16 protein-coding genes are annotated in these 20,952 nt (G+C 73.9%); 7 read left to right on the top strand and 9 right to left on the bottom strand.

Features of this window, described 5'->3' with window-relative positions; genetic code table 11:
• Nucleotides 1-216 precede the first annotated feature (216 nt).
• Nucleotides 217-696 carry an ATP-binding protein gene (locus ACIGG8_RS32325; protein WP_396552236.1) on the bottom strand — a complete coding sequence of 160 codons (480 nt, stop codon included), beginning with the start codon at nt 694-696 and terminating at the stop codon, nt 217-219.
• 694 nt (nt 697-1,390) lie between these two features.
• Here ACIGG8_RS32325 and ACIGG8_RS32330 point away from each other — a divergent pair.
• Both ACIGG8_RS32330 and ACIGG8_RS32335 read left to right on the top strand, forming a co-directional pair.
• The gene (locus tag ACIGG8_RS32330; RefSeq protein ID WP_350524915.1) at nt 1,391-1,966 is read left to right on the top strand and encodes a sigma-70 family RNA polymerase sigma factor; all 576 of its coding nucleotides are present in this window, start codon (nt 1,391-1,393) and stop codon (nt 1,964-1,966) included.
• A complete protein-coding gene (locus tag ACIGG8_RS32335; protein ID WP_396552237.1) occupies nt 1,963-3,195 on the top strand; it encodes a zf-HC2 domain-containing protein in 1,233 nt (410 codons plus the stop codon). The genes ACIGG8_RS32330 and ACIGG8_RS32335 overlap by 4 nt, the downstream gene beginning before the upstream one ends.
• Before the next feature lie 3 nt (nt 3,196-3,198).
• On the opposite strand, the gene purU is transcribed toward ACIGG8_RS32335, so the two are convergent.
• Together purU and ACIGG8_RS32345 are read right to left on the bottom strand one after the other, a co-directional pair.
• Nucleotides 3,199-4,065, bottom strand: coding sequence for a formyltetrahydrofolate deformylase (purU, locus tag ACIGG8_RS32340; RefSeq protein ID WP_350524913.1), 867 nt, complete (start codon nt 4,063-4,065; stop codon nt 3,199-3,201).
• Between the two features lie 131 nt (nt 4,066-4,196).
• The gene (locus tag ACIGG8_RS32345) at nt 4,197-4,712 is read right to left on the bottom strand and encodes a hypothetical protein (protein ID WP_350524912.1); all 516 of its coding nucleotides are present in this window, start codon (nt 4,710-4,712) and stop codon (nt 4,197-4,199) included.
• A 175-nt stretch (nt 4,713-4,887) separates the two neighbouring features.
• On the opposite strand from ACIGG8_RS32345, the gene ACIGG8_RS32350 reads away from it, so the two are divergent.
• Nucleotides 4,888-6,192, top strand: coding sequence for an ABC transporter substrate-binding protein (locus ACIGG8_RS32350; RefSeq protein ID WP_396552238.1), 1,305 nt, complete (start codon nt 4,888-4,890; stop codon nt 6,190-6,192).
• A gap of 84 nt (nt 6,193-6,276) precedes the next feature.
• Here ACIGG8_RS32350 and ACIGG8_RS32355 read toward each other — a convergent pair whose 3' ends face one another.
• Together ACIGG8_RS32355 and ACIGG8_RS32360 are read right to left on the bottom strand one after the other, a co-directional pair.
• Nucleotides 6,277-7,509 carry a hypothetical protein gene (locus ACIGG8_RS32355; RefSeq protein WP_396552239.1) on the bottom strand — a complete coding sequence of 411 codons (1,233 nt, stop codon included), beginning with the start codon at nt 7,507-7,509 and terminating at the stop codon, nt 6,277-6,279.
• A 177-nt stretch (nt 7,510-7,686) separates the two neighbouring features.
• Nucleotides 7,687-9,063, bottom strand: a complete 1,377-nt coding sequence (locus ACIGG8_RS32360; RefSeq protein WP_350524909.1) for a transcriptional regulator — start codon at nt 9,061-9,063, stop codon at nt 7,687-7,689.
• A 315-nt stretch (nt 9,064-9,378) separates the two neighbouring features.
• Here ACIGG8_RS32360 and ACIGG8_RS32365 point away from each other — a divergent pair, with 315 nt between their 5' ends.
• Nucleotides 9,379-10,080 carry a bifunctional DNA primase/polymerase gene (locus ACIGG8_RS32365; protein ID WP_350524963.1) on the top strand — a complete coding sequence of 234 codons (702 nt, stop codon included), beginning with the start codon at nt 9,379-9,381 and terminating at the stop codon, nt 10,078-10,080.
• Nucleotides 10,081-10,570: 490 nt separating this feature from the next.
• Here the strand turns inward: ACIGG8_RS32365 and ACIGG8_RS32370 are convergent, their stop codons facing one another.
• Entirely contained in the window at nt 10,571-11,266 is a 696-nt protein-coding gene (locus ACIGG8_RS32370) for a metal-dependent transcriptional regulator (RefSeq protein WP_350524908.1), read from the bottom strand.
• A gap of 221 nt (nt 11,267-11,487) precedes the next feature.
• Between ACIGG8_RS32370 and ACIGG8_RS32375 the strand changes: the two genes are divergently transcribed.
• The 3 genes from ACIGG8_RS32375 (at nt 11,488) to ACIGG8_RS32385 (ending at nt 14,402) form a co-directional block, all read left to right on the top strand.
• On the top strand, nt 11,488-12,252 hold the full coding sequence (locus tag ACIGG8_RS32375; protein ID WP_396552240.1) for a sugar isomerase domain-containing protein: 765 nt from the start codon (nt 11,488-11,490) through the stop codon (nt 12,250-12,252).
• Between the two features lie 264 nt (nt 12,253-12,516).
• On the top strand, nt 12,517-13,524 hold the full coding sequence (locus ACIGG8_RS32380) for a DUF4231 domain-containing protein (protein WP_396552241.1): 1,008 nt from the start codon (nt 12,517-12,519) through the stop codon (nt 13,522-13,524).
• An 11-nt stretch (nt 13,525-13,535) separates the two neighbouring features.
• The gene (locus tag ACIGG8_RS32385; protein WP_396552242.1) at nt 13,536-14,402 is read left to right on the top strand and encodes an alpha/beta fold hydrolase; all 867 of its coding nucleotides are present in this window, start codon (nt 13,536-13,538) and stop codon (nt 14,400-14,402) included.
• Between the two features lie 53 nt (nt 14,403-14,455).
• On the opposite strand, the gene ACIGG8_RS32390 is transcribed toward ACIGG8_RS32385, so the two are convergent.
• Genes ACIGG8_RS32390 through ACIGG8_RS32400 form a run of 3 tightly spaced genes read right to left on the bottom strand, consistent with a single transcriptional unit; the run spans nt 14,456 to nt 20,944 of the window.
• On the bottom strand, nt 14,456-15,421 hold the full coding sequence (locus ACIGG8_RS32390) for a 2-hydroxyacid dehydrogenase (RefSeq protein WP_396552243.1): 966 nt from the start codon (nt 15,419-15,421) through the stop codon (nt 14,456-14,458).
• Between the two features lie 37 nt (nt 15,422-15,458).
• Complete coding sequence (gene fxsT / locus ACIGG8_RS32395) at nt 15,459-19,466, bottom strand: FxSxx-COOH system tetratricopeptide repeat protein (RefSeq protein WP_396552244.1); 4,008 nt, start codon at nt 19,464-19,466, stop codon at nt 15,459-15,461.
• Complete coding sequence (locus ACIGG8_RS32400) at nt 19,463-20,944, bottom strand: TIR-like protein FxsC (RefSeq protein WP_396552245.1); 1,482 nt, start codon at nt 20,942-20,944, stop codon at nt 19,463-19,465. Before ACIGG8_RS32400 ends, fxsT begins: the two co-directional genes overlap by 4 nt.
• Between the last annotated feature and the right edge of the window lie 8 nt (nt 20,945-20,952).

The raw sequence follows: 20,952 nt of genomic DNA on the forward strand, positions 1-20,952 counted from the left end.
ACCGGCAGTCCGCGGCCCCCTCGCTGACACGATCCCCCTGGACAGCGGCACCGCGGCGGTGGACGGACGAACCCCTCGGCGTCCCCTCGCGTCGGAGAGCCGCACCCAAGCGTGATCAGTCGGATACGTCACGTCAATGGGTAGTCGGAAATTCGGAATGGTTGCGTCACCTTTCGGCCGGTGATCGCCACGGCGCCGCGGCCACCGGGAAAGCCGCTATTGCGCCAAAGCCGCCCAGTCCACGTCGGCCAGCGGATCGGCCGGCCGGGCGTCGGCACCGATCTCGCACCAGACCCGCTTGCCCGAGCCGTCCGGGTACCAGCCCCAGCGCTCGCAGAGCAGCTCGACCAGCTCCAGGCCGCGCCCGTTGGTCGCGTCCTCGTCGGCCCCGGCGTGCCGCGGCGTGGGGGCGGCCTGGCTCGCGTCGGCGACCTCCACCCGCAGGGGGGCGACCGACCCGCTCGCCTCCCGCGGCTCCTCCTCGGTCATCGGCAGGCAGAGCCGCAGCACCGCCGGACAGCCGGTGTGCACCACGGCGTTGGTCACCAGCTCCGAGACCACCAGCACCACCGTCTCGGCCATCGGCGCGTCCGGGTCCACCCCGTGGTTCAGCAGCCGCGAGCGCACCCACCGACGGGCCCGGCCGACCTCGGCGGGGTCCGCCTGCACCGCAAGCTGTACCTGAAGAACCTGCACCGCTCCACCACCCGCACTCGCAGTTCGGCCTAAGTCCCGATCGGGCCGGATCGACCGGCCGGCGGGCCCTCGCACTCCGCCCGGCGCCACCCGGGCCGCACCCGGGCGACCGCCCGGTCCGTCCACCCGCGCCCACTCGTCCGCGCCGACTCGTCGGTCGCGCACCGGCCGCGACACGAATACGCCTCAGGATGAGCGGGCCGACGGACCGCAGCAAGCGCTTCGGGCATATTCCGGCGATCGGGGGACAGGGCAGTGCATACTGTCCCGCTCACTCTCACGAGCCTCGTACCGGCGCTCGTCCGGCCCGGGCCGAACCGCCGGTCCCAGCGGGCGCGTCCGGCTGCTCGCGCGGATCCGGCGCGGGTCGTCGGCCACGCCCTGGTCCGGAACCTACCGCCGGACACCCCCGGTGCCCCGCCCGCCACTCGCGAACCACCCGTGCGACATATGTCCAGCCGGTCTCGAACAGCGGCATCGGCGGACGGTCCCACGAACGGACCGTCGCACCATGTGACCGTCCCCGCCCGATCGACGGTCCACGCCCGGCCGACAGTCCGCCCGAGCCGACGGTCCACGGCGAACCCGCGATCCGCGAGGACCGGTTCCGTTCTTGCCGGATTCCGTCCACCGCGGACCGGCCGCAAGATACCGTTGGGTAAGCCAGCGACCCCGGGCAGGAGGGTGGTTCCCGATGGCCACCCCGGAGCGGCCCCCGCGCTGGGACGAGCAGCTGCAACGCCGCCTCGCGCGGGGCGAGGAGACGGCGCTCGGCGAACTCTACGACCAGCTCGCGCCGATGGTGCACGGCCTGGCCGGACGGATACTGGCCGACCAGGCCGCCGCCGCCCAGCTGACCCGGGAGATCTTCGCCCACGTCTGGGAGCACCCCGAGGACTTCGACCCCGCCGAGGGCACCCTGCGCTCCTGGCTCGGCGCCCTCACCCACCGCCGCGCTGTCGAACGGCTGCGGGCGCGGCGGGCCGCCGAGCACGGGCCGGGCGGCGACCTCCGGGGCGCCGAGGCGGAGATCCGCGCCGTGGCCACCGCCGCGCGCATCCAGTACGTGGTCGACTCCCTGCCCCAACCCCTGCGTGAGACCATCGCGGTGACGTACTACGACGGCCGCACCTACCGGGAGACGGCCCGGCTGCTCGGCATCAGCGAGCAGGCCGCCAAGCAGCGGATGCGGCTCGGACTGGAGCTGCTGGCCACCGAACTGGCCGAGGAGCGCGCCCGCCAGGACGAAGCCGGGGACGGGGAGACGTGAGCAGCACTGAGGAGCAGCACGACGCCCTGCGCTCGCTGCTCGGCGCCTGGGCCCTCGGTGCCTGTCCGACCCGCGACGCCGCCGACCTGGAACAGCACCTGCGCGGCTGCCCGGAGTGCGCCGAGGAGGGTGCCCGACTGCGCGACGCGGCCGGCTGGCTCTCCCTGGACGAGCCGCTGGACCAGCCCGGCTCGCTGCGCCAGCAGGTGCTCGACTGGTGCCTGTCCCGCCGACCGGCCGAACTGCCCGTCCCCGCCTGGGGCATGCCGTACACCGCGGAGACCGCCAAGCTCGACGCACTGCTGCGCGACCTCGGCCCGGAGGAGTGGCAGGAGGTGGCCGAACTGCCGTGGCACGGCGGCACCGAGCGGCTGCGCCCGGCCGAGGTGCTCTCCCGACTGACCGCGGTGGACGGCTTCCTGGCGCTCGCCCTCGGCCTGCCCGACCCGGTGCCCGTCGCCCCGGGCGCCCCCGCCCCGGGCGCCGCCGCCGCGGCCACCGGACGACGGGTGCCGCCGCAGGACCCGGCCGGGCCGCCCGCGGCACCGCGCGTCCCGCCGCAGGGCGGCCGGTACGCCGCGATCACCGCGCGCACCGCCCGGCTGCTCGGCGACCAGGGCGCCCTGCCCCCGCAGTCGGTGCGCTCCCGGTGGCGGCGGCAGACCCACGACCTGGTGCGCAGCGCCGCGCTCGCCCCGCAGGGCAACACCCCGGTCGACTACGGCTGCGCGGTGCTGCCGCTGCGCGACGCCTTCGTGGACCGCGCCCTGGAGTGCTACGTGCACGGCGAGGACGTGGCCCGCGCGGTCGCCTACCCGTACGACCCGCCGGCGCCGCAGCACCTGCGGCAGATGGTGGAGTTGGTGGTCCGGCTGCTCCCCCGGGCGCTGGCCGGCCTGCGCGCCGCCCGTCCCGAGCACGCCGGGGCGCCGGCCGCGCGGGACGGCGGGCACCCGGCCGCCCGTCGGCTGCGGCTGGTGGTCGACGGCCCGGCGAGCGGCGAGTGGCTGGTCCCGTTGGACGGCGCCGACGGCACGGGCGGCAGCGGCAGCCCGGACGCGGGGCCGCCCGGCGGGGAGCCGGTGGCGTCGATGGTGCTGGACGGCCTGGAGCTCTGCCTGCTGGCCGCCGCGCACCGTGACCCGGACCGGCTGCCGGTCGGCGAGCACGGTGACCGCGCCGCGGTGCGCGAGGTGCTGCACGCGCTCCCGCTGCTGTCCCGGCCCTGAGGCTCAGGCGAAGACGACGGTACGGGCGCCGTCGAGCAGGACCCGGTGCTCGCTGTGCCACTTCACCGCGCGGGCCAGCGCCTGGCACTCGACGTCCCGGCCGAGCGCGACCAGCTGGTCCGGGCTGACGTCGTGGGTGACCCGGGCCACCTCCTGCTCGATGATCGGGCCCTCGTCCAGGTCGGCCGTGACGTAGTGCGCGGTGGCGCCGATCAGCTTCACCCCGCGGGCGTGCGCCTGGTGGTACGGCTTGGCGCCCTTGAAGCTCGGCAGGAAGGAGTGGTGGATGTTGATCACGCGGCCGGACAGCTCGGTGCACAGCTGGTCGGAGAGCACCTGCATGTAGCGGGCCAGCACGACCAGTTCGACCTGCTCCTCGGCGACCAGGTCGAGCAGCCGCTGCTCGGCCTGCTCCTTGGTGTCCTTGGTGACCGGAATGTGGTGGAACGGGATCCCGTAGCCCTCGGTCAGGTCCTGCAGGTCGGTGTGGTTGGAGACCACCGCGACGATCTCCACCGGCAGCGCGCCGATCCGGGTGCGGTACAGCAGGTCGTTCAGGCAGTGCCCGAACTTGCTGACCATGAGGATGATCCGCATCCGCTCCTCGGTCGGGTGGAGCTGCCAGTCCATCCCGAAGGAGGCGCCGATCGCGGCGAAGCTGGCCCGCAGCTTGTCGGCGGTGACCGGCTCGGGGGCGGAGAAGTGCACCCGCATGAAGAAGAGTCCGCTGTCGGCGTCCCCGAACTGCTGGCTGTCGATGATGTTGCAGCCGGTCATGAAGAGGTAGCTGGAGACAGCGTGGACGATGCCCTGCTTGTCGGGGCAGGACAGCGTGAGGACGTACTGGGCGCCGGCCGGCTGCTGTTCCACGTGGGGGTATCCCGTTCTGAGTTCGTGGCGTGCGGTGGACGGTCCAGCGTGTCACATCCTGGACAGCCGCCGCCCCGCTGCCCGTACTGCGGGACGGCTCCGTCCGACCGGGGCCGCCGCCCCCCCGCGGGTCAGACCTGGGTGAGGATGCGCAGCACGTCCAGCGACTTGGGCGCCGCGTCCGGGTCGTCCCCGTCGCCCACGGCCAGCAGCACGTGCGCCTCGCGGGCGGCCCGGACGGTCTCCGGCCAGCCGGGGTGGCCGAGGTAGGCGGAGGCCGGGGCGTCCGCACCCACCTCGTGCAGCATCTGCACCGCGCGCAGCACCGCGACGTCGACCAGCGCGGCCTCGGCCGGGTCCCGGAAGATCGTGCCCACGTACTTCTCGGCGGACCAGCGGTCCAGCCAGGTGTCCTCGACCAGCCGGTAGACGGCGTCGGTCACGTCCCCGTAGCCCTCCCGGCCGGCCAGCCAGGCCTCCTGCTGGAAACCGGGGTCGGACAGCATGTGCAGCGCCGAGCGCAGTCGGGCTCGCCAGCGCCACCAGGGCAGGTCGTTGAGCGGCATGCCGCCCATGGTGCTGGAGCGGTGCCCCGGACGAGAAGGGTTTCGGGCGGACCGGTGCGAAGAATCTGTGCTGGCGGACATGGTCAACGATCGTACGTTCCTCGTCCGTTCGTACTCCACTCCGGAATCTACACGCGTACTCCACCGGATTTCAGCCTTCGTTTTCCGATCGTTCACACTTCGGCCCTCTCGGCTTGTGGCACCGGGGCTTGGCTGATTCCGGTGCGCCGGAGTGCGCCCCAGAGAGGGAAGACCGATGACCAGCCGAAGGGACTCGTTCCAGGCCCGTCCGCCGATCGGGCGGCGCCGCCGCCGACGTCCGATCGCCGCCGCCGCGACCGCTGCGACGCTGCTCCCCGCCCTCTTCTCGGCCTCCGCGTGCGGCGGACCGGCCGATGCCTCCAGCGGCGGCGGCGGCGAGCTGACCGTGATGACGTGGGCCCCGTCCGGGACCGGCTCCGCCGACCGGCCGGGCATGACCGCGCTCGCCTCCGCGATCGGCCAGGACGTCAACATCAAGGGCGGGCTGAACGGCCGCCGACTGCGGGTGATCACCTGCAACGAGCACAACTCCGCCGACGGCGCCCGTGCCTGCGCCCAGCAGGCGGTGGACGCCAAGGTGGTCGCCGTGATCGGCTCCTACAGCCAGTGGGGCGAGGCCTTCATGCCGGTGCTGGAGCGCGCCGGCATCCCGCTGATCGGCGGGTACGGGCTCTCCCAGCCGGAGTTCTCCAGCCCGCTGTCCTACCCGGTGGACGGCGGCATGCCGGCCCTGATCGCGGGCAGCGGCCGCCAGCTGGTGGACGCCGGGTGCAAGAGCGTGGCCCTGGTCCGCCCGGACACCCCGGCCGGCGACAACCTGATCGGCTACCTGGGCACCGCGCTGCGGCCCGCCGGGCTGCGGTTACTGGACGTCAAGGCGCCCGAGCAGTCGTCCGACTACACCCAGGTCGTCCGCAAGGCGATCGGCAAGGACGAGCCGGGCAACTGCATCACCAGCGCGCTGACCGCCGAGCCGACCGGCAACCTGCTGGACTCCTACCGGCGGCTGAACCCGAAGAACACCCGGATCGCCTCGGTGATCGGCAGCGTGCAGCAGTCGGTGGTCGACTCCACCGGCGGCGACTCCGGCCCGCTCAGCGGCGCCTACGTCACCAGCTGGTACCCGCCGGAGTCGGCGAAGATCTGGGACGGGCTGCGCGCGGTGGTGCGCGCGGACACCACCGGCGGCAGCACCATCGACGTCTCCGACCCCGGGGTGCAGACCACCTGGGTCGCGTACGAGGTGTTCCGGACGGTGGCGCAGAAGCTGTCGGAGGCCGGCAAGCCGGTCACCCCGAAGTCGATCACCGGGCTGCTGGACGCCGGCGAGGGCATCGACACCGGGATCACCCCGCCGCTGAACTGGGGCACCACGAGCATGCTGCCCAGCACGGCGTCGCCCCGGCTGGTGAACACCTGGGTCACGTACCAGGTGGTCAGGAACGGGCGGATGACCCTGCAGCAGCCGGGCTTCGTGGACGTCCGCTGGGTGCTCGCCGGGGGCCGTCCGCCGGCGTGACGCGCGACGGGGCGGGCCGACCCCGGCCCGCCTCCACCCGTCGTCCGCCCGGGCCCGTCGGCCGCCCGCGCCCGTCGGCCCCGGCTACAGGTCGCCGTCGCTGCGCGACGGCAGGCCGGTCTGGCCGGCGATCGTGTTCCAGAGCGTGGAGGCCTGCTTCTTCGCGTTGGTCGCGGTGCCGCTGGCCTGGACGGCGTTCTTGTAGTGCTGGTTGTCCTGCTTCTTCGCGTCGCAGGAGGCCTGCGCGTCCTGCGCCCACGCCGCGTACTCGTCGTCGGCCTGGGCCGAGGCGGCCCAGGCCGCGTTCAGCTGCTCGACCAGCTGCTGGCCGCCGGGCAGCTTGTCCGTCTTCAGCTGGCCCAGCTTGGTCTGCAGCTCGCGGCGCTTGCCGGCCGCGGCGGTGAGGGCCTGCTGGGAGTCCGGCAGCTTGTCGCACTTCTGCACCGAGGCGACCGCGGAGACCACCGAGCTGCGGCTGTCGCTCGCGGTGCCCAGCAGGTCCGACAGCGGCTGCGCCTGCGCCTTGACGTCCGGGTCGACGGCGGTGCCGGAGCCGCTCGCGCTCGCCGTGGCGGGGGCCGTGCCGGCGGTGGTCGCGGCCACCGGGGTGGCCTTCCCGCCGCCCTTGGTGTCGTCGCCGCCGCTCATCAGGACGGCGACCAGGATGCCGGCCGCCGCGCAGCCCGCCACCACCCCGCCGATGATCAGCTTGTTGGACGGGCGACCGCCGCGGACGGACCCGCCGCCCTGGGTCGCGTCGAAGCCCTGCCCGCGGTCCGGGGCGTAGCCCTGGTTGTAGTCCTGCGCCGGGTAGGCCGGCTGGGGGTGCGCGACGGGGCTCGCGACCGGCGGGTACCCGTAGCCGGGCGCGGACTGCTGCTGCGGGAAGCCCGGCTGGGTCTGCGGCGCGGGGTAGCCGCCCCCCTGCGGATCGCCGACCGGGTACGGCGGCAGGTACTGGGTCTCCGGGGCCGGGTCGCCCTGCGGGACGCCGTACCCGGGCTGCGGCGCACCCCACGGCGCGCCCGGCGCGGGCATGGACTGGCCCGGCATCGGCTGGCCCGGCATCGGCTGGGCGGGCACGGCCTGGGTCGGCAGCGCGTGCGCGCCCTCGCCGAGGTACTCCGGCTGCCCGGACGGCTGCCCCACCGGCGGCACCGCCGAGTGCCCCTGCGGCTGTCCCGGCTGACCCTGGAACTGCGGCTGCCCCTGGAACTGCGGCTGGCCCGGCTGGCCCTGCGGCTGGCCGGGCTCGGGGCGGAACAGGTCGTCCAGGTTGAAATCACCCGAGTTGGGGTACGAGCGGCGCTGACTCAACGCGATTCCTCACCTGTGCAGGACCGCGCGCTGACGGCGGACCACATCTCGTCGGTTCTTGGGAGCATCACAGTTCCTTGGACGTCGCGCCCACGCTACCGGTTCGCCTCACCGGGTGACCACGCGGGCGGGACATCCGTCACGCTCCCTGCACAGACGGTACGGGTCCGCCGCTGGTCAGGCCGCCTCCGCGTCCGCTCTGGCGTGGAACTCCCGGACCACCCGCTGCTCCCGGTAGGGCTCCAGCCGGCGCCGGAACTCGTCCAGGTACTCCACGCCCCGGTTGGAGCGCAGCCCGCTCAGCAGCCGGACGGCCTGGGTGCCCGTCTCGCAGGCGCGTTCCAGGTCCCGCTGCTGCAGCTGGGCGGTGGCCAGCAGCACCAGGTCCACCGCGCGGCGCCGGACGCGGGTCGGCGGGTGCAGGTCGAGCGCCCGGCGGGCGTAGTGCTCGGCCTGGCCGGCCTGCTCCAGGTCCCGGTGGCAGTGGGCCAGCTCGTCCGCGAGGTAGGCGTCGTCGAAGTGGACGATCCAGTCCGGGTCGTCCTCCGGGCGGCGCTTCTCCATCATCTCCAGCGCTCTGGCCGACACCGCCTCGCAGGAGCGGGCGTCGCCGAGCAGGGCGTGGCCGCGGGCCTCGGCGGCGTAGAACATCGCCATCGCCGTCGGGGTGGCCACCGACCGGGCGCCCTCCTGTGCGGCCCGGGCGAGTTGGGCGATCTCCCGAGGGTTGCCGAGGGTGGCCGCCAGGTGGCTCATCGAGGCGGCCAGCACGTAGCCGCCGTAGCCGCGGTCGTCGGCCGCCTGGGCGAGCCGGAGCGCCTGGATGTAGTAGCGCTGGGCCAGCCCCGGCTGCCCGGTGTCCACCGCCATGTAGCCGGCCAGCTCGGTCAACCGGGCCACTGCGGCGAAGAGTTGGCGGCCGGTCTCCTCCCGGTAGGCGCCGCCGAGCAGGCCGGAGACCACCGAGTTGAGGTAGTGCACCACCACCGGGCGCACGTGCCCGCTGCCGAAGCGGTGGTCCAGGTCGACCAGCATCGCGGTGGTCGCCTTGATCGCGGCCACGTCGGTCGGGCCGACCCGGGGACCGCCGGCGCGCGCCACGACCGGGTCCGGCGGGGTGATCAGCCAGTCCCGGCTGGGCTCCACCAGCGCGGAAGCGGCGACCGTCGCCCCGGTGAGGAAGTCCCGCCGGCCGACGTCGCTGCGCCAGAGCTCGCAGACCTGCTCCAGGGCGGCGCCCAGCGTCGGGGCGAACTGCAGCCCGATGCCCGAGCTGAGGTTCTTGCCGTCCGCCATGCCGATCTCCTCGACCGACACGCTGCGGCCGAGCTTGCGGCCCAGGGCCTCGGCGATCACCGCCGGGGCCTGTCCGCGCGGCTGCTGACCGCGCAGCCAGCGGGCGACGGAGGTCTTGTCGTACCGCAGGTCCAGACCGTGCTCGGCACCGCAGAGGTTGACCCTCCGGGCCAGGCCGGCGTTGGAGCAGCTGGCCTCCTGGATCAGTTGCTGCAGACGCTCGTTGGGCTGTCGTGCGACGAGTGGTCTCGCGGCCATTGGGCTTCGCCTCCCCACACCCTCCGGTCCCGGCCGGCGGGCGACGATTCTGCTGATCTGTTGCCGACTGTCCGACCGTCCAAGGAATCTGACACCAGGTTAGCGATCAGCAACGCCAGCGGGATACCCACGGTGACGATCCGCACCCCCCTTGCGCCCTGGGAAATGCTCCCGTGCGCCCCCGCTGCGCCCGCCTTCGGCCGCCCCAACTCGGTTGAGTAACCGGAACGGGTGACATTGCCGGGATGCACCCAACCGGGCACCTCCGGGCCGTAACCAGGCTCACACACGGTAGTTGAGCAGCGTGTGGAAGACATCCCCGACGCCTCCGGCCAGGACGAGAACGCCGGCCTGCCCCCGCTGCTCATCGAAGCCGTCGGCTACGCCGAGAACCGCCACTGGGAGGTCGCTCCGGGCGCCTGGCTGATCGACGGCGACGGGCCCGCCCGCTGCTCCTGCGGCGACCTGCGCTGCACGCTGCCGGGCGCCCACCCGCTGGACGCGGACTGGGCCCGCAAGGCGAGCGCGGGGCCGGGGGCGGTACGGCGCTGGTGGACCGAGCGGCCCCAGGCCTCGATCCTGCTGCCCACCGGGCGCTCCTTCGACGTCCTGGACGTGCCGGAGACGGCCGGCTGCCTGGCGCTGGCCCGGATGGAGCGGATGGATCTCCAGCTCGGCCCGGTGGCGGTGCTGCCCGCCGCGCCCGGACGGATCGGCCGCCGGCTGCACTTCCTGGTACTGCCCGGGGTCGCGGCCAAGCTCCCGGAGATGCTCCGCAAGCTCGGCTGGCCGCCCGGCCGGCTGGACCTGGTCGCCCGCGGCGAGGGGGACTGGACGGTCGCCCCGCCGTCCCGGATCGGCTCCACCGGGTACGCCCAGTGGGCCCGCTCCCCCTCCGCGCTCAACCGCTGGCTGCCCGACGCCGCCGAGCTGATCAGCCCGCTCGCGTACGCCTGCGGACGCGAGGCGCCCGCCCACCGCGCCGCCCCGGCCGCCCAGCCGGCGGCGGTGGGCTGAGCGGGGCCTCCCCCGCCGGTTCACCCTCCCCTGCACGGCCGCCCTACGCCGATCGGGCGAGGGCGTGCACTGCGCGACACCACGCGCGCCAGTGACGGGCCTTGCCTCCCACCGGAGGCGGGGCCCGTCATACGCATGTCCGGATAAGGCTTCCGTCTACCCGCTGGTCAACCGCAGAAGCCCCTCGTACGAGTGACAGCGCTCAAGGATTGCCATGATCGGCCGAGGGGAGGAATTGCGGTGAGGGGGCGCCGGAGGGTCGCTCGGACGGGGAAGCCGGGCGAGGCGCCGGAGGGGAGCCGGGAGGGAGCAGGGAGGGACGGGAGGGAGCAGGGAGGGACGGGAGGGAACAGGGAGGGACGGGAGGGAACAGGGAGGGACGGGGAGGACGAGCAGGGCCCGCTGCACGGAACGCAGCGGGCCCTGGTCGTCGTACCGAACGGTGGGGCATCGGGCCGGGCGGTGGAGCCCCGGTCCGGGCGGTGGAACCTCAGGCCTGGGCGACGAAAACGTGCTGGGCGATGTCCTTGCCCAGCTCCGCCGCGTTCTCGCCGCTGCCGACCAGCACGCCGCCGACCACGCCCGCGTTCACCTTGACCGTGGAGCCCGGCCGGACGCCCGCCCGGCGCAGCGTGCTCATCAGCGCACTGTCGGTCTGGATCGGCTCGCCGATCCGGCGGACCACGACGTCGGCACCGGTGTCGCCCGGCTTGACGCTGTCCAGCGGGACGAGACCGGCGTCGAAGCCCTCGCCCTCGGCCTTGGCGTCACCCAGCTCGTCCAGGCCCGGGATGGGGTTGCCGTACGGGGACTGGGTCGGGTGGCCGAGCATGGCGAGCACCTTGCGCTCGACCGTCTCGCTCATCACGTGCTCCCAGCGGCAGGCCTCCTCGTGCACCTGCTCCCACTCCAGCCCGATCACGTCGACGAGCAGGCACTCGGCGATGCGGTGCTTGCGCATGACGCGCACCGCCAGCCGCCGGCCCTCCTCGGTGAGTTCGAGGTGACGGTCCCCGGCGACCTGCAGCAGACCGTCGCGCTCCATCCGGCCGACCGTCTGGCTGACCGTGGGCCCGCTCTGTTCCAGGCGCTCCGCGATCCGGGCGCGCATCGGGACGATGCCCTCCTCCTCCAGCTCCAGGATGGTGCGAAGGTACATCTCAGTGGTGTCGATCAGCCCAGACATCGCCGCTGGCTCCGTTCTTCGGTGTCCTCATCGCCAATTCTGACCTACCGGGGCGACAACCGGGGCCGCTCGGGGGCTTCCGGTACGGCATTTCGTTCCTGTTGACAGCGGGACCGCCGGGACGCGACCGTGCTCGCCGTAGCTTTCTCCACCGGCGGTCTGGACCACCCGGACCGCCCCACCCGGCCGGCTCCCTCACCGGCAGAGAGCGGAGGCACCAGATGAACGACCTGGTCGGCAGGTACTTCGACGCCGCGATCGCCCACCTCCAGCGGGTCCGCGAGGAGGAGGCCGACACCATCGAGGCCGCCGCCGCGCTGCTGGCGGAGGCGATGGCCGAGGGCCGCCGGGTCTTCACCTTCGGCGCCGGACATTCCTCGCTGCCGGCCCAGGACGTGGTCTACCGGGCGGGCGGCCTGGTCCCGGTGAACCTGCTGAACGTGCCCGGGACGGCCGGGGTGACGGTGATGCCCGCTCCGCTGTCGAGCGCCCTGGAGCGGGTCCCCGGGCTGGCCACCGCGACCCTCGACCTGACCCCGGCGACCACCGGCGACCTGCTGTTCGTGATCTCGCTGTCCGGCCGCCAGGTCATGCCGGTCGAGCTGGCCCGGTACGCCCGGGACCGCGGGCTGAAGGTGGTCGGGGTGACCTCGCTGGCCTACCCGCGGGAGGTGCCCTCGGCGCACCCGTCCGGCACCTACCTGAAGGACCACTGCGACGTGGTGCTGGACAGCAAGATCGCGGTCGGCGACGGCGAGCTGACCCACCCGGGCGCCGAGACCACCTTCGGCCCGGTCTCCACGATCGTGACCAGCGCGCTGATGCAGGCCGTGGTCGCCTCTGCGGTGGGCCGCCTCGCCGACCGGGCCGCCGCCGGGGAGGCCCCCGCCCCGCCGCTGTTCCGCTCCGGCAACGTCCCGGGCGGCACCGAGTGGAACGCCCGGCAGATGGCCGACAACGCCGAGCGGGTCCTCTACACCTACTGACCCGTCCCCGCCCGTACGCCCGCCGACCCGCCTGCGCCCGTACACCCACCGATCCGCCCCCGCCCGGCGGGCCGCCGCACCCCGCACGCTGGGTGGCGGCATGAACACGCGGAGTACCGGACAACCACCGGGCCTTCCCGGCCATTGCGGGCCGCCCGGGGCGGCGCCAGGCGTACCGGGAACCCGCCCGGGGCAGGAGAGCGGAGCGACCGGAGCGACGGGTGGGGGCCGAACATGGCGTCTGGGGCGGGACGGACCGGGTGGGTGCGTGAGCGGGACCTGCTGCCCGGATTCTTCTGGGCCGCCGACGCGGCCTCGCTTCGCGGGCAGCGCCGTTCAGTGCTGCTCTCCGCCTGGGAGCTGGTCCTGCTGGTGGTCGCCGCCGCGACCGGCTCGGCCGACGGCGAGCCCTGGGCCTGGCCGGCCGCCGTCGCCTACCTCGGCGCGGTCGCGCTGGCGGTGTTGATCAGCCGGCAGAACCCGCAGGGCCTCTGGTACGAGGGCCGGGCGGCCGCCGAGTCGGTGAAGACCCTGGTCTGGAAGTACGCCGTCCGGGCCGACGCCTACCAGCCGCCGCCGCGCGCCCTGCCGGACGCCGAGGGGCTGTACCGCTTCCAGCTCGGCCGGGTGCTCGGCGCCTTCCGGGACGGCCCGGCGGCCGTGCCGGGGAGCGGGGCGGGGAGCGGGGCGGACATCACCGCGGCGATGCGCGACCTGCGCGAGCAGCCGCTGGCGGTGCGCCGCGAGGTGTACCTGGCCGAACGGATCCAGGTGCAGCACGACTGGTACCGCGCCAAGGCCCGCTACTGTGCCCGGACCGGCCACTGGGCCGGGGTGCTGGGCGTGCTGCTGCCCGCGCTCGGGCTGGTGCTCGCCCTGCTGCGGGCGCTCGGCGCGTTCACCTACGACGCGCTCGGCACCGTCTCGGCCGTGGCCGCGTCGGTCACCGCGTGGGCGCAGCTGCGCCAGTACCGGCCGCTGGCCGCCGCGTACGGGCTGGCCGCCGAGGAGCTGGCGCAGATCCAGCGCCAGCTCGCCGAGCTGGACCTGGACTCGCCGGAGGCGGAGGAGATCTGGGCCCGGCTGGCCCGGGACGCCGAGGACGCGATCTCCCGCGAGCACACCACCTGGCAGGCCCGCCGGGAGGTGCGCACCACCACCGACCGGGAGCAGGAGCACGACCGGGAGCAGGACCGGGACGGCGCCCGGGAGCAGGAGACCGAGCGGGAACACGGAACCGCCCCGGAGCACCGAACCGACCGGGAGCACTGAGGAGGCCGCAGGTGTCGTTACGGATGGTCAAGACCGCGGACGACCGCGCCCTCGCGGTCGAGTCCCTCGGCGACCCGCGCGGCCGGCCGGTGTTCCTGCTGCACGGCATGCCCGGCAGCAGGGTCGGTCCGCACCCGCGCTCCACCGTGCTGTACCGGCTGGGCGTGCGGCTGATCTCGTACGACCGGCCCGGCTACGGCGACTCGACCCGGCTGTTCGGCCGCCGGGTGAGCGCGGCGGCCGCCGACGTGCGGGCCATCGCGGACGAGTTCGGGCTGGAGAGCTTCGCGGTGCTCGGCCGCTCCGGCGGCGGCCCGCACGCACTGGCCTGTGCGGCGCTGCTGCCGGAGCGGGTCAGCCGGGTCGCGGTGCTGGTGGGCCTCGCGCCGCGCAACGCGACCGGCCTGGACTGGTACGCCGGGATGACCCCGTCCAACGTCCGGGCCTACCAGGAGGCCGAGCGCGGGCACGGCCGGATCGCCGACGCGATGGAGTTCCGCTCCCGGCAGATCAAGGACGACCCGGTCCGGCTGCTGAACGGGCTGCGCACCGAACTGTCCCCCGCCGACCGGGAGGTGGTGGCCGACAGCGGGCTGCGACGGATGCTGCAGAGCAACTACCGGGAGGCGTTCCGGCACGGCGCGGACGGCTGGATCGACGACGTGCTGGCCTTCACCGCCGACTGGGGCTTCGAGGTCGGGTCCATAGGTGTCCCGACCTGGCTCTGGCACGGCGCGGACGACCAGTTCTCGCCGGTCGACCACTCCCGTTGGCTGGCCGACCACATCCCGGCCGCCGAGCTGTTCCTCGAACCCGGCGCCGCGCACTTCGGGGCGTTCCGGGTGATGACCACCGCCCTGGCCTGGGCGGCGGGCTAGCCGGGCCGAAGCCGCTCCGCGTCAGAGCAGCACCGGGCCGGAGCCGCACCGGGTCAGGGCCGCACCGGGGTGAGCGGTTCCGCGCCGCCGAGGACCGCGAGGACGTTGTCGACCGCCAGGCCGCCCATCGCCTGCCGGGTCGCGACGGTGGCGCTGCCGAGGTGCGGGGCCAGCACCACGCGCTCCTGGGCGAGCAGCGCGGCCGGGACGACGGGCTCGTGCTCGAAGTTGTCCACGGCGGCGGCGAACAGCGCCCCGGACTCCAGCGCGGCGGCCAGCGCCTCCTCGTCCACCACTCCGGCGGTCATGCTGACCACCACCGCGCCGCGCGGCAGCAGTGCCAGGCGGCGGGCGTCCAGCAGGTGCCGGGTGGCCTCGCCGAGCGGGCAGGTGACGACCAGCACCGTGGAGGTCGCGAGCAGTTCCTCCAGCGGCTTCCAGTCGGCGCCCTCGGCCTGCTCGGGCGGCAGTTCGCGGCGGTTGTGGTAGCTGACCGGCATGTCGAAGGCGCGGGCCCGACGGGCCACCGCCTGCCCGATCCGGCCCATGCCGAGCACGCCCAGCGGGGTGCCCGCCAGTTCCAGGCCGAGCAGGAAGTTGGGCGCCCACGTCCAGGGCGCGCCGGAGCGCAGCAGCCGCTCGCCCTCGCCGAGCCGGCGGGTGGCGGCCAGCAGCAGCGCCCAGGCCATGTCGGCGGTGGCAGTGGTGAGCACGCCGGGGGTGTGCGTGACCAGCACGCCGCGCTCGGCGCAGGCGGCCAGGTCGATGTTGTGGTAGCCGACCGCGTGGTTGGCGACGATCCGCAGCCCGGGGCCGGCCGCGTCGAGGAACTCGCCGTCCACCCGGTCGTCCAGGGTGGTGAGCACGGCCTGCCGGCCGCGGACGGCGGCGAGCAGCTCGGACCGGTCCATCGCCCGGTCGGAGTCGTGGTGGGTGACGGCGTGGTGGGCGGTCAGCCGTTCGATGACGCCGGGCGCGAGGCGCCGGGTGACCAGGACCGGGGGCGGGGTGTCGACCATGGTTCGGCAGCGTACCCCGCCCCCTGCCGGGACGGCCTCACACCGGCTGCGGCTCCAGGTCGCGGTTGATCCGCTTCCAGCCGCGTGCCGACACCGTGTTGGGGTGTTCCTCGCCGAACTGCCGGATCAGCTCGGCGATCGACCGCGCGCGCAGCTCGGCGGCCTGGGTGTGCCGGCCGGCCGTCCGCAGGGTGACGGCCAGGTTGGCCTCGCAGGCCACCGCGTCCGGGTGCTGCGCCGAGTAGCGCTCGCACAGGCCCTGGTGGGCGGCCCGGCCGAGTTGTTCGGCGAGCGCCAGCTGCCCGTCGTCGCCGTAGGCGTTGGCCAGGTTGATCATCGCGTTGAGGGTGTACGGGTGCTCGGGCCCGACCGAGCGCGTCAGTCCCTCGACGGTGAGCCGGCCGCGTTCGATGGCGCCCTGGACGTCGCCGCTGCCGCGCAGGTAGATGCCGAGGTTGTTGGCGCAGGCCAGGGTGAACGGGTGCTCGTCGCCGAACAGCCGCCGGTGGCCCTCGAAGACGGTGGAGCAGAGGTCGCGGGCGGCTTCCTTGTCGCCGAACGCGCTGTGGTCGGCGGCCAGGTTGAGCGCGCAGGCCAGCGCGTCGGGGGCGTCGGCGCCGTAGCGCTCCAGGTAGCGCTCGTAGGTCTCCTTGGTGATCCGGCGGGCCTCGGCGAGCTGGCCCATCCGGCGCAGCGAGACGGCCAGCGACTTGGCGTTGCGCAGGCTCTCCGGCAGGCCGGGGTCGAGCCCGTCGCCGAAGTCCGCGGTGACCTCCTGGAGCAGCTCCACCGAGCCGCGGTAGTCGCCCAGTTCACGCAGGTCGCGGGCGAGGGCGGACTTGGTGATGAGGGTGTAGGGGTGCTTGGGGCCGAGGACGGCGGTGCGCCGGTCGAGGGTCTCCTGGTCGAGTTCGCGGGCGGCTTCGCTCTCGCCGACCAGCCGGTAGTCGATCGCCAGGTTGTTCGCCATGGAGAGCGTGCGCGGGTTGTCGTCGCCGAACAACTCGCGGAACTGGTCGAGGATCTCGCGGTCGAGGTCGAGCGCGGCCTGGAACCGGCCGAGCGCCCGGCGATCGGCGCCGAGGGAGCCGGCCGTCATCAGGGTGTACGGGTGGTGCTCGCCGAGCAGCGCCCGCTGCCGTTCCAGGGTCGCCTCGTCCAGCGCCAGCGCCTCGGCGTAACTCCCCTGGGAGCGGAGGACGTTGGCCAGCTGGAAGCGCAGCAGCAGGGTCTGCCGGTCGTCCTCGCCGAGCTTGCTGGTCCACTCCGCGTCGAGGGCGTGGCCGAGGTCGCGGGCGCGGTCGAGCTCGCCGCGCTTCCACAGGTAGCGGACCCGGTCGATGAGCAGCTGGCGGGTGTCCGCCTCGTCGCAGTTGTGCGCCTTGGAGGGCGACAGGTGCGGCCAGATCTCGTCGAAGGCGGGCCAGTTGGCCGGGTCGTCGGTGTCGCCGAGGACGGGCCGGGCGCCGGTGAGGATGCGGTGCACCTCGTGGACGGCGACTTCCTGCTCGTCGGCGGTCATCCCGGCCCGGATCACCGCCTGGACGAGGCGGTGCACCTGGAAGCTGTTGCTGCCCGCGTCGACCTTCGCCAGCGCGTACCGGCCGATCGCCTGGATCACCTTGCCCAGCATGAACTTGTCGCTGAGGTCGGCGTCGTACTTCACCAGCGCCCTGATCATCTGGTCGCTGTAGAAGAGGTTCATCGAGATCGGCTCGGGTGCGAAGAACGCGCACAGTTGCAGCAGCCGCACCGCCGCCGGGGACTGCTCGCGCAGCCGTCCGATCGAGACGTTCCAGGTCGCCGCGACCGGGGTCGGGTAGTCGGCGGGGCGGCCGACGGCCAGCGCGCGGGCGGCCTCGGCGTGCAGCTGGGCGACGTAGGTCTCCACCGGGGTGCCGGTGGTGTCCAGCCAGGCGGCGGCCACCTCGACGGCCAGCGGCAGGTCGCCGACCGCCTCGGCGACCCGGTCGGCGTCCGGCCGGGAGAGGCTGCGGGCGCGCCGGCACAGGTGCTCGACGCTCTCGCCGCGGGTGAAGACGTCGACCTCCAGCGCCTCGGCGTGCCCGGTCCAGGCCTGGTTGCGGGAGGTGACCAGGATGTGGCCGGAGCCGCCGGGGAAGAAGCGGCGGATCTCGGCGGGCTCGTCGGCGTTGTCGAAGATCAGCAGCCAGCGCGAGGTGGGCACACCGCGGCGCAGTGCCTCCCGGGCGGCCTCGGCGGCCTCGGTCACCGAGTCGCCGACCCGCAGGCCCAGCCGGCGGGCGAGTTCGGCGAGCGCCGGGGCGACCAGCTCGGTCTGCTCGGCGTCGATCCACCACACCAGGTCGTAGTCGGACATGAAGCGGTGGGCGTACTCCAGCGCCACCTGGGTCTTGCCGACGCCGCCGAGCCCGTACAGGGTCTGCGGGGTCGGCAGGACGGCCGCCATTCCGCCGCGCAGCTGGTTGCGCAGTTGCTCCAGGACGGCGGAGCGGCCGGTGAAGGAGGGGTTGCGGGGCGGGACGTCCCACACCGACGGCTTACTGCCGGGGAAGCGCGGCCCGCCGTTGGGGGCGTCGTCGAGCGGCGCGTCGCCGCGGCCGAGCGCGCGCAGCAGGCTCTGGATCGACTGCGTCTCGTCGCGGCCGACCAGGTCGACGGGGTTGCGGTTGCTGAACGGCGCGGTGAGCCGGACGTCGCCGACCCGGACGGGCAGCAGCTGGCGCCGGGTGCCGGACGGGTCGGAGCTGACCACCGACTCCCACAGCGCCCGGGCCTGCGGGGAGCGCTGGTAGGCGGGCGAGAGCACGGCGACCGTCCGGAAGGCGGAGTCGATGCCGCGTTCGGTCTCCTCGCGCGGGTCGGTGCCGGCGCTGAGGTCGCGGGGCAGCACCCGGAAGCCCGCCCGGGTGAGGACGGACTCGATCCAGTCCGCCCACATCCGGTCCTCGGGGACGTAGGAGAGGTAGAGGTCGGCGGGGACGGACGGGCGGCGGCGGGTGAACGCGTCCACGTAGCGCAGCCGTACCGCCTCGTCCACCGGCGGCAGGCCGGAGACCCGCCCCTCGGTGATCGTGGAGGTCAGCCGCTCGCAGGCGGCCAGCATCGAGGTGGGCGTGCCGGTCTGGTCGCCGAAGGTGGCCAGGATCTCCTCGTAGGCGTAGAACGGCCGGTACGGGATCTCCACCGAGCCCCAGTACTGGGCGAGTTCCTCCCCGCCCAGGCCGGTGGGCAGGCCGTCGAAGCGGACCCGGGCGAGCGCGCGGCCGGCGTCCGCCTTCTCCTTCTCGCCCTCGTCGATGCGCATCGGGACGGGCAGGATGCGGATGCCGCGCTCGCGGTAGCGGTCGTGGATGTGCTGGGCGATCCGGGAGGCGCCGTCGATGGACTGGTCGCTCAGGGTGAAGCAGACCACCAGGTCGTCGGGCATCTGGACGGTGCAGATCTCGGCGATGTCGGACAGGCCGGTGCGGGAGTCGATCAGCACGTAGTCGTAGCGCTTGGCCATGTCGGCCTTGAGGGCGTCGAAGAACTGCCCGCCGTCGAAGCGGTCGTAGAAGATGTCCCAGTCGAGGTGGGTGACGGCCTCGGAGTAGTCCCGGTTGAACTGGCCGGCGGAGAGGAAGTCCAGGCTGCCGCCGGCCGGGAAGTGCGGCCAGGTGAGCGACAGCGCGTGCGGGTGGACCCGGGCGAAGTCCAGGTGCCAGCCCTCGGCGTGCTCGACCGGGCGCAGCGCCTCCTCGCGGTACTCGGCGATCAGGTCCATCATCCCGGTGGTCCCGGCGAGCGAGGCCGGGTCGAGGAAGGGGTGGAAGAACTTGGCCAGGCCGGGCGCCTCCAGGTCCCAGTCCACGGTGAGCACCCGGAAGCCGTTGGCGGCCAGGATCCAGGCCGTGTTGGCGAGGGCCATGGTGCGGCCGGTGCCGCCCTTGTAGGAGTAGAAGGTGATGATCCGGCCGTTGCGGTCCTGCTCCGCGGCCTGCCGCTCGGCCTCCCGCCGGTCGGCCAGGTCGGCCGCGGTGAGGCCACCGAGGCGGAGGTTCCTGGTGCGGTTCTCGGTCATCGGTTTCCTCGTCCTCCCAGGGGCGCCATCCCGTCATCGGGGTCATCGCCGTCGTCGCGGTACGGGTCGTGCTCGCGGTACGGGTCGTTGCGGTGGCCGGTGCGCTCGCCGGGGCGGTCGCGGTGGCCGGGGTCACGGTGGCCGTCGTCCCGGGCGCCCCGGCCGTTGCCCTGGTTCCGGTCCTCGTCGAAGGGGTCCGGCCCGGATCCGTCCGGTCCGTAGCCGCCTCCCCCGCGCCGGAACGCGTCGCGCAGGCTGGGCCTGGGCGGTGGCGGTTCCTCGGGTTCGGCCCTGGTGCGTCCCTCGAAGGCGTACTTGGCCTTCATCGCGGCGCGGGGCAATGCGTCGTCGAAGTCCTCCAGCGAGTGCAGCCCGGTCGGGCCGGCGGCGCCGAGGAAGCTGGGGCGGCTCGCGCGCCGGGTGATGCGCAGGGCGTCGTCGCTCAGGTCGCCCAGTTCACCGGCTTGTTCCTCGCACTCCGGGTCGTCGGCGTTCCACGGTTCCAGGACGCTCACCCAGGTGGCGTCCGAGCGGTCGAAGCGCCGCACCAGCTCGCGCCGGTGCGGGTCGCGCAGCGCCCACCGGTCGAGCAGCAGCAGGCCGGGGGCCTCGGCGTTGCCCCCGATGATCGACTCGACCTCGTCGTCGAACTCGTGCACGGTCGGCTGGAAGCCCAACTGCCTTGCCAGCCGGACCGCGTGCTGGGCGATGGGCGAGCCGACCGGCCGGTACGGGTGCCAGTCGGTGCGCCGCTCGCCGTAGTAGTCGGGGTTGCGGTCGGCCGGCAGCTCGCCCTGGTGGTAGGCGAGGACGGAGATCCGCAGCTGCTTGGTGGGCGCGGTGACGTTGAAGGCGCTGGGCAGGGCGTTGAATTCGAGCCGCCGCCCGATCGGGATCACGGTCTCCTCCGCCACCTGCACGATCCGGGCCGCCAGGCGGTGCACGGCCAGCTCGTACGCGGAGCGGAAGTAGCTGAGCTTCATCAGGGCGTAGAGGCCCTCGGTGGCGTAGTCGGGGCCGAAACTCGCGTGGTTGAACTGGAGTTCGCTGGCCACCTTGGGCAGCCGGTAGCGGCTCATCGGCGCCCACAGCACGGGGACGATGCCGCTGGTGCGCTCGGAGTCGAGGTTCGCCGGGTAGACGGGGCGGCGGGTGAAGGCGTGCCACTCCTGCCCGCACGGCACGCTGTTGAAGTACCGGGGGGAGTAGAGCGGGACGAACACCCGGCAGCTCGCCAGCTCGTCGGACAGCCGGTCGGCCCACAACTCGCCCTGGTGCATGGACTCGTCCATGAAGCCCACCGGCACGCCGTCGGGCACGGTGGTCAGTTGGAGCACCGCTTCGCAGAGGTCCCGGTACAGCTGCCGGACCCAGTGGTTGGGGTCGCCGGCGCCACGCGCACCGGCTTTCGGGGTGTGCGCGTAGGAGAGGAAGAAGTACGGCCGGGTGTCGTCCTCGTCCCAGCCCCGGTCAGTCACACGCGCCT

It is taken from the genome of Kitasatospora sp. NPDC085464, from assembly GCF_044541955.1.
GTDB lineage: Bacteria > Actinomycetota > Actinomycetes > Streptomycetales > Streptomycetaceae > Kitasatospora.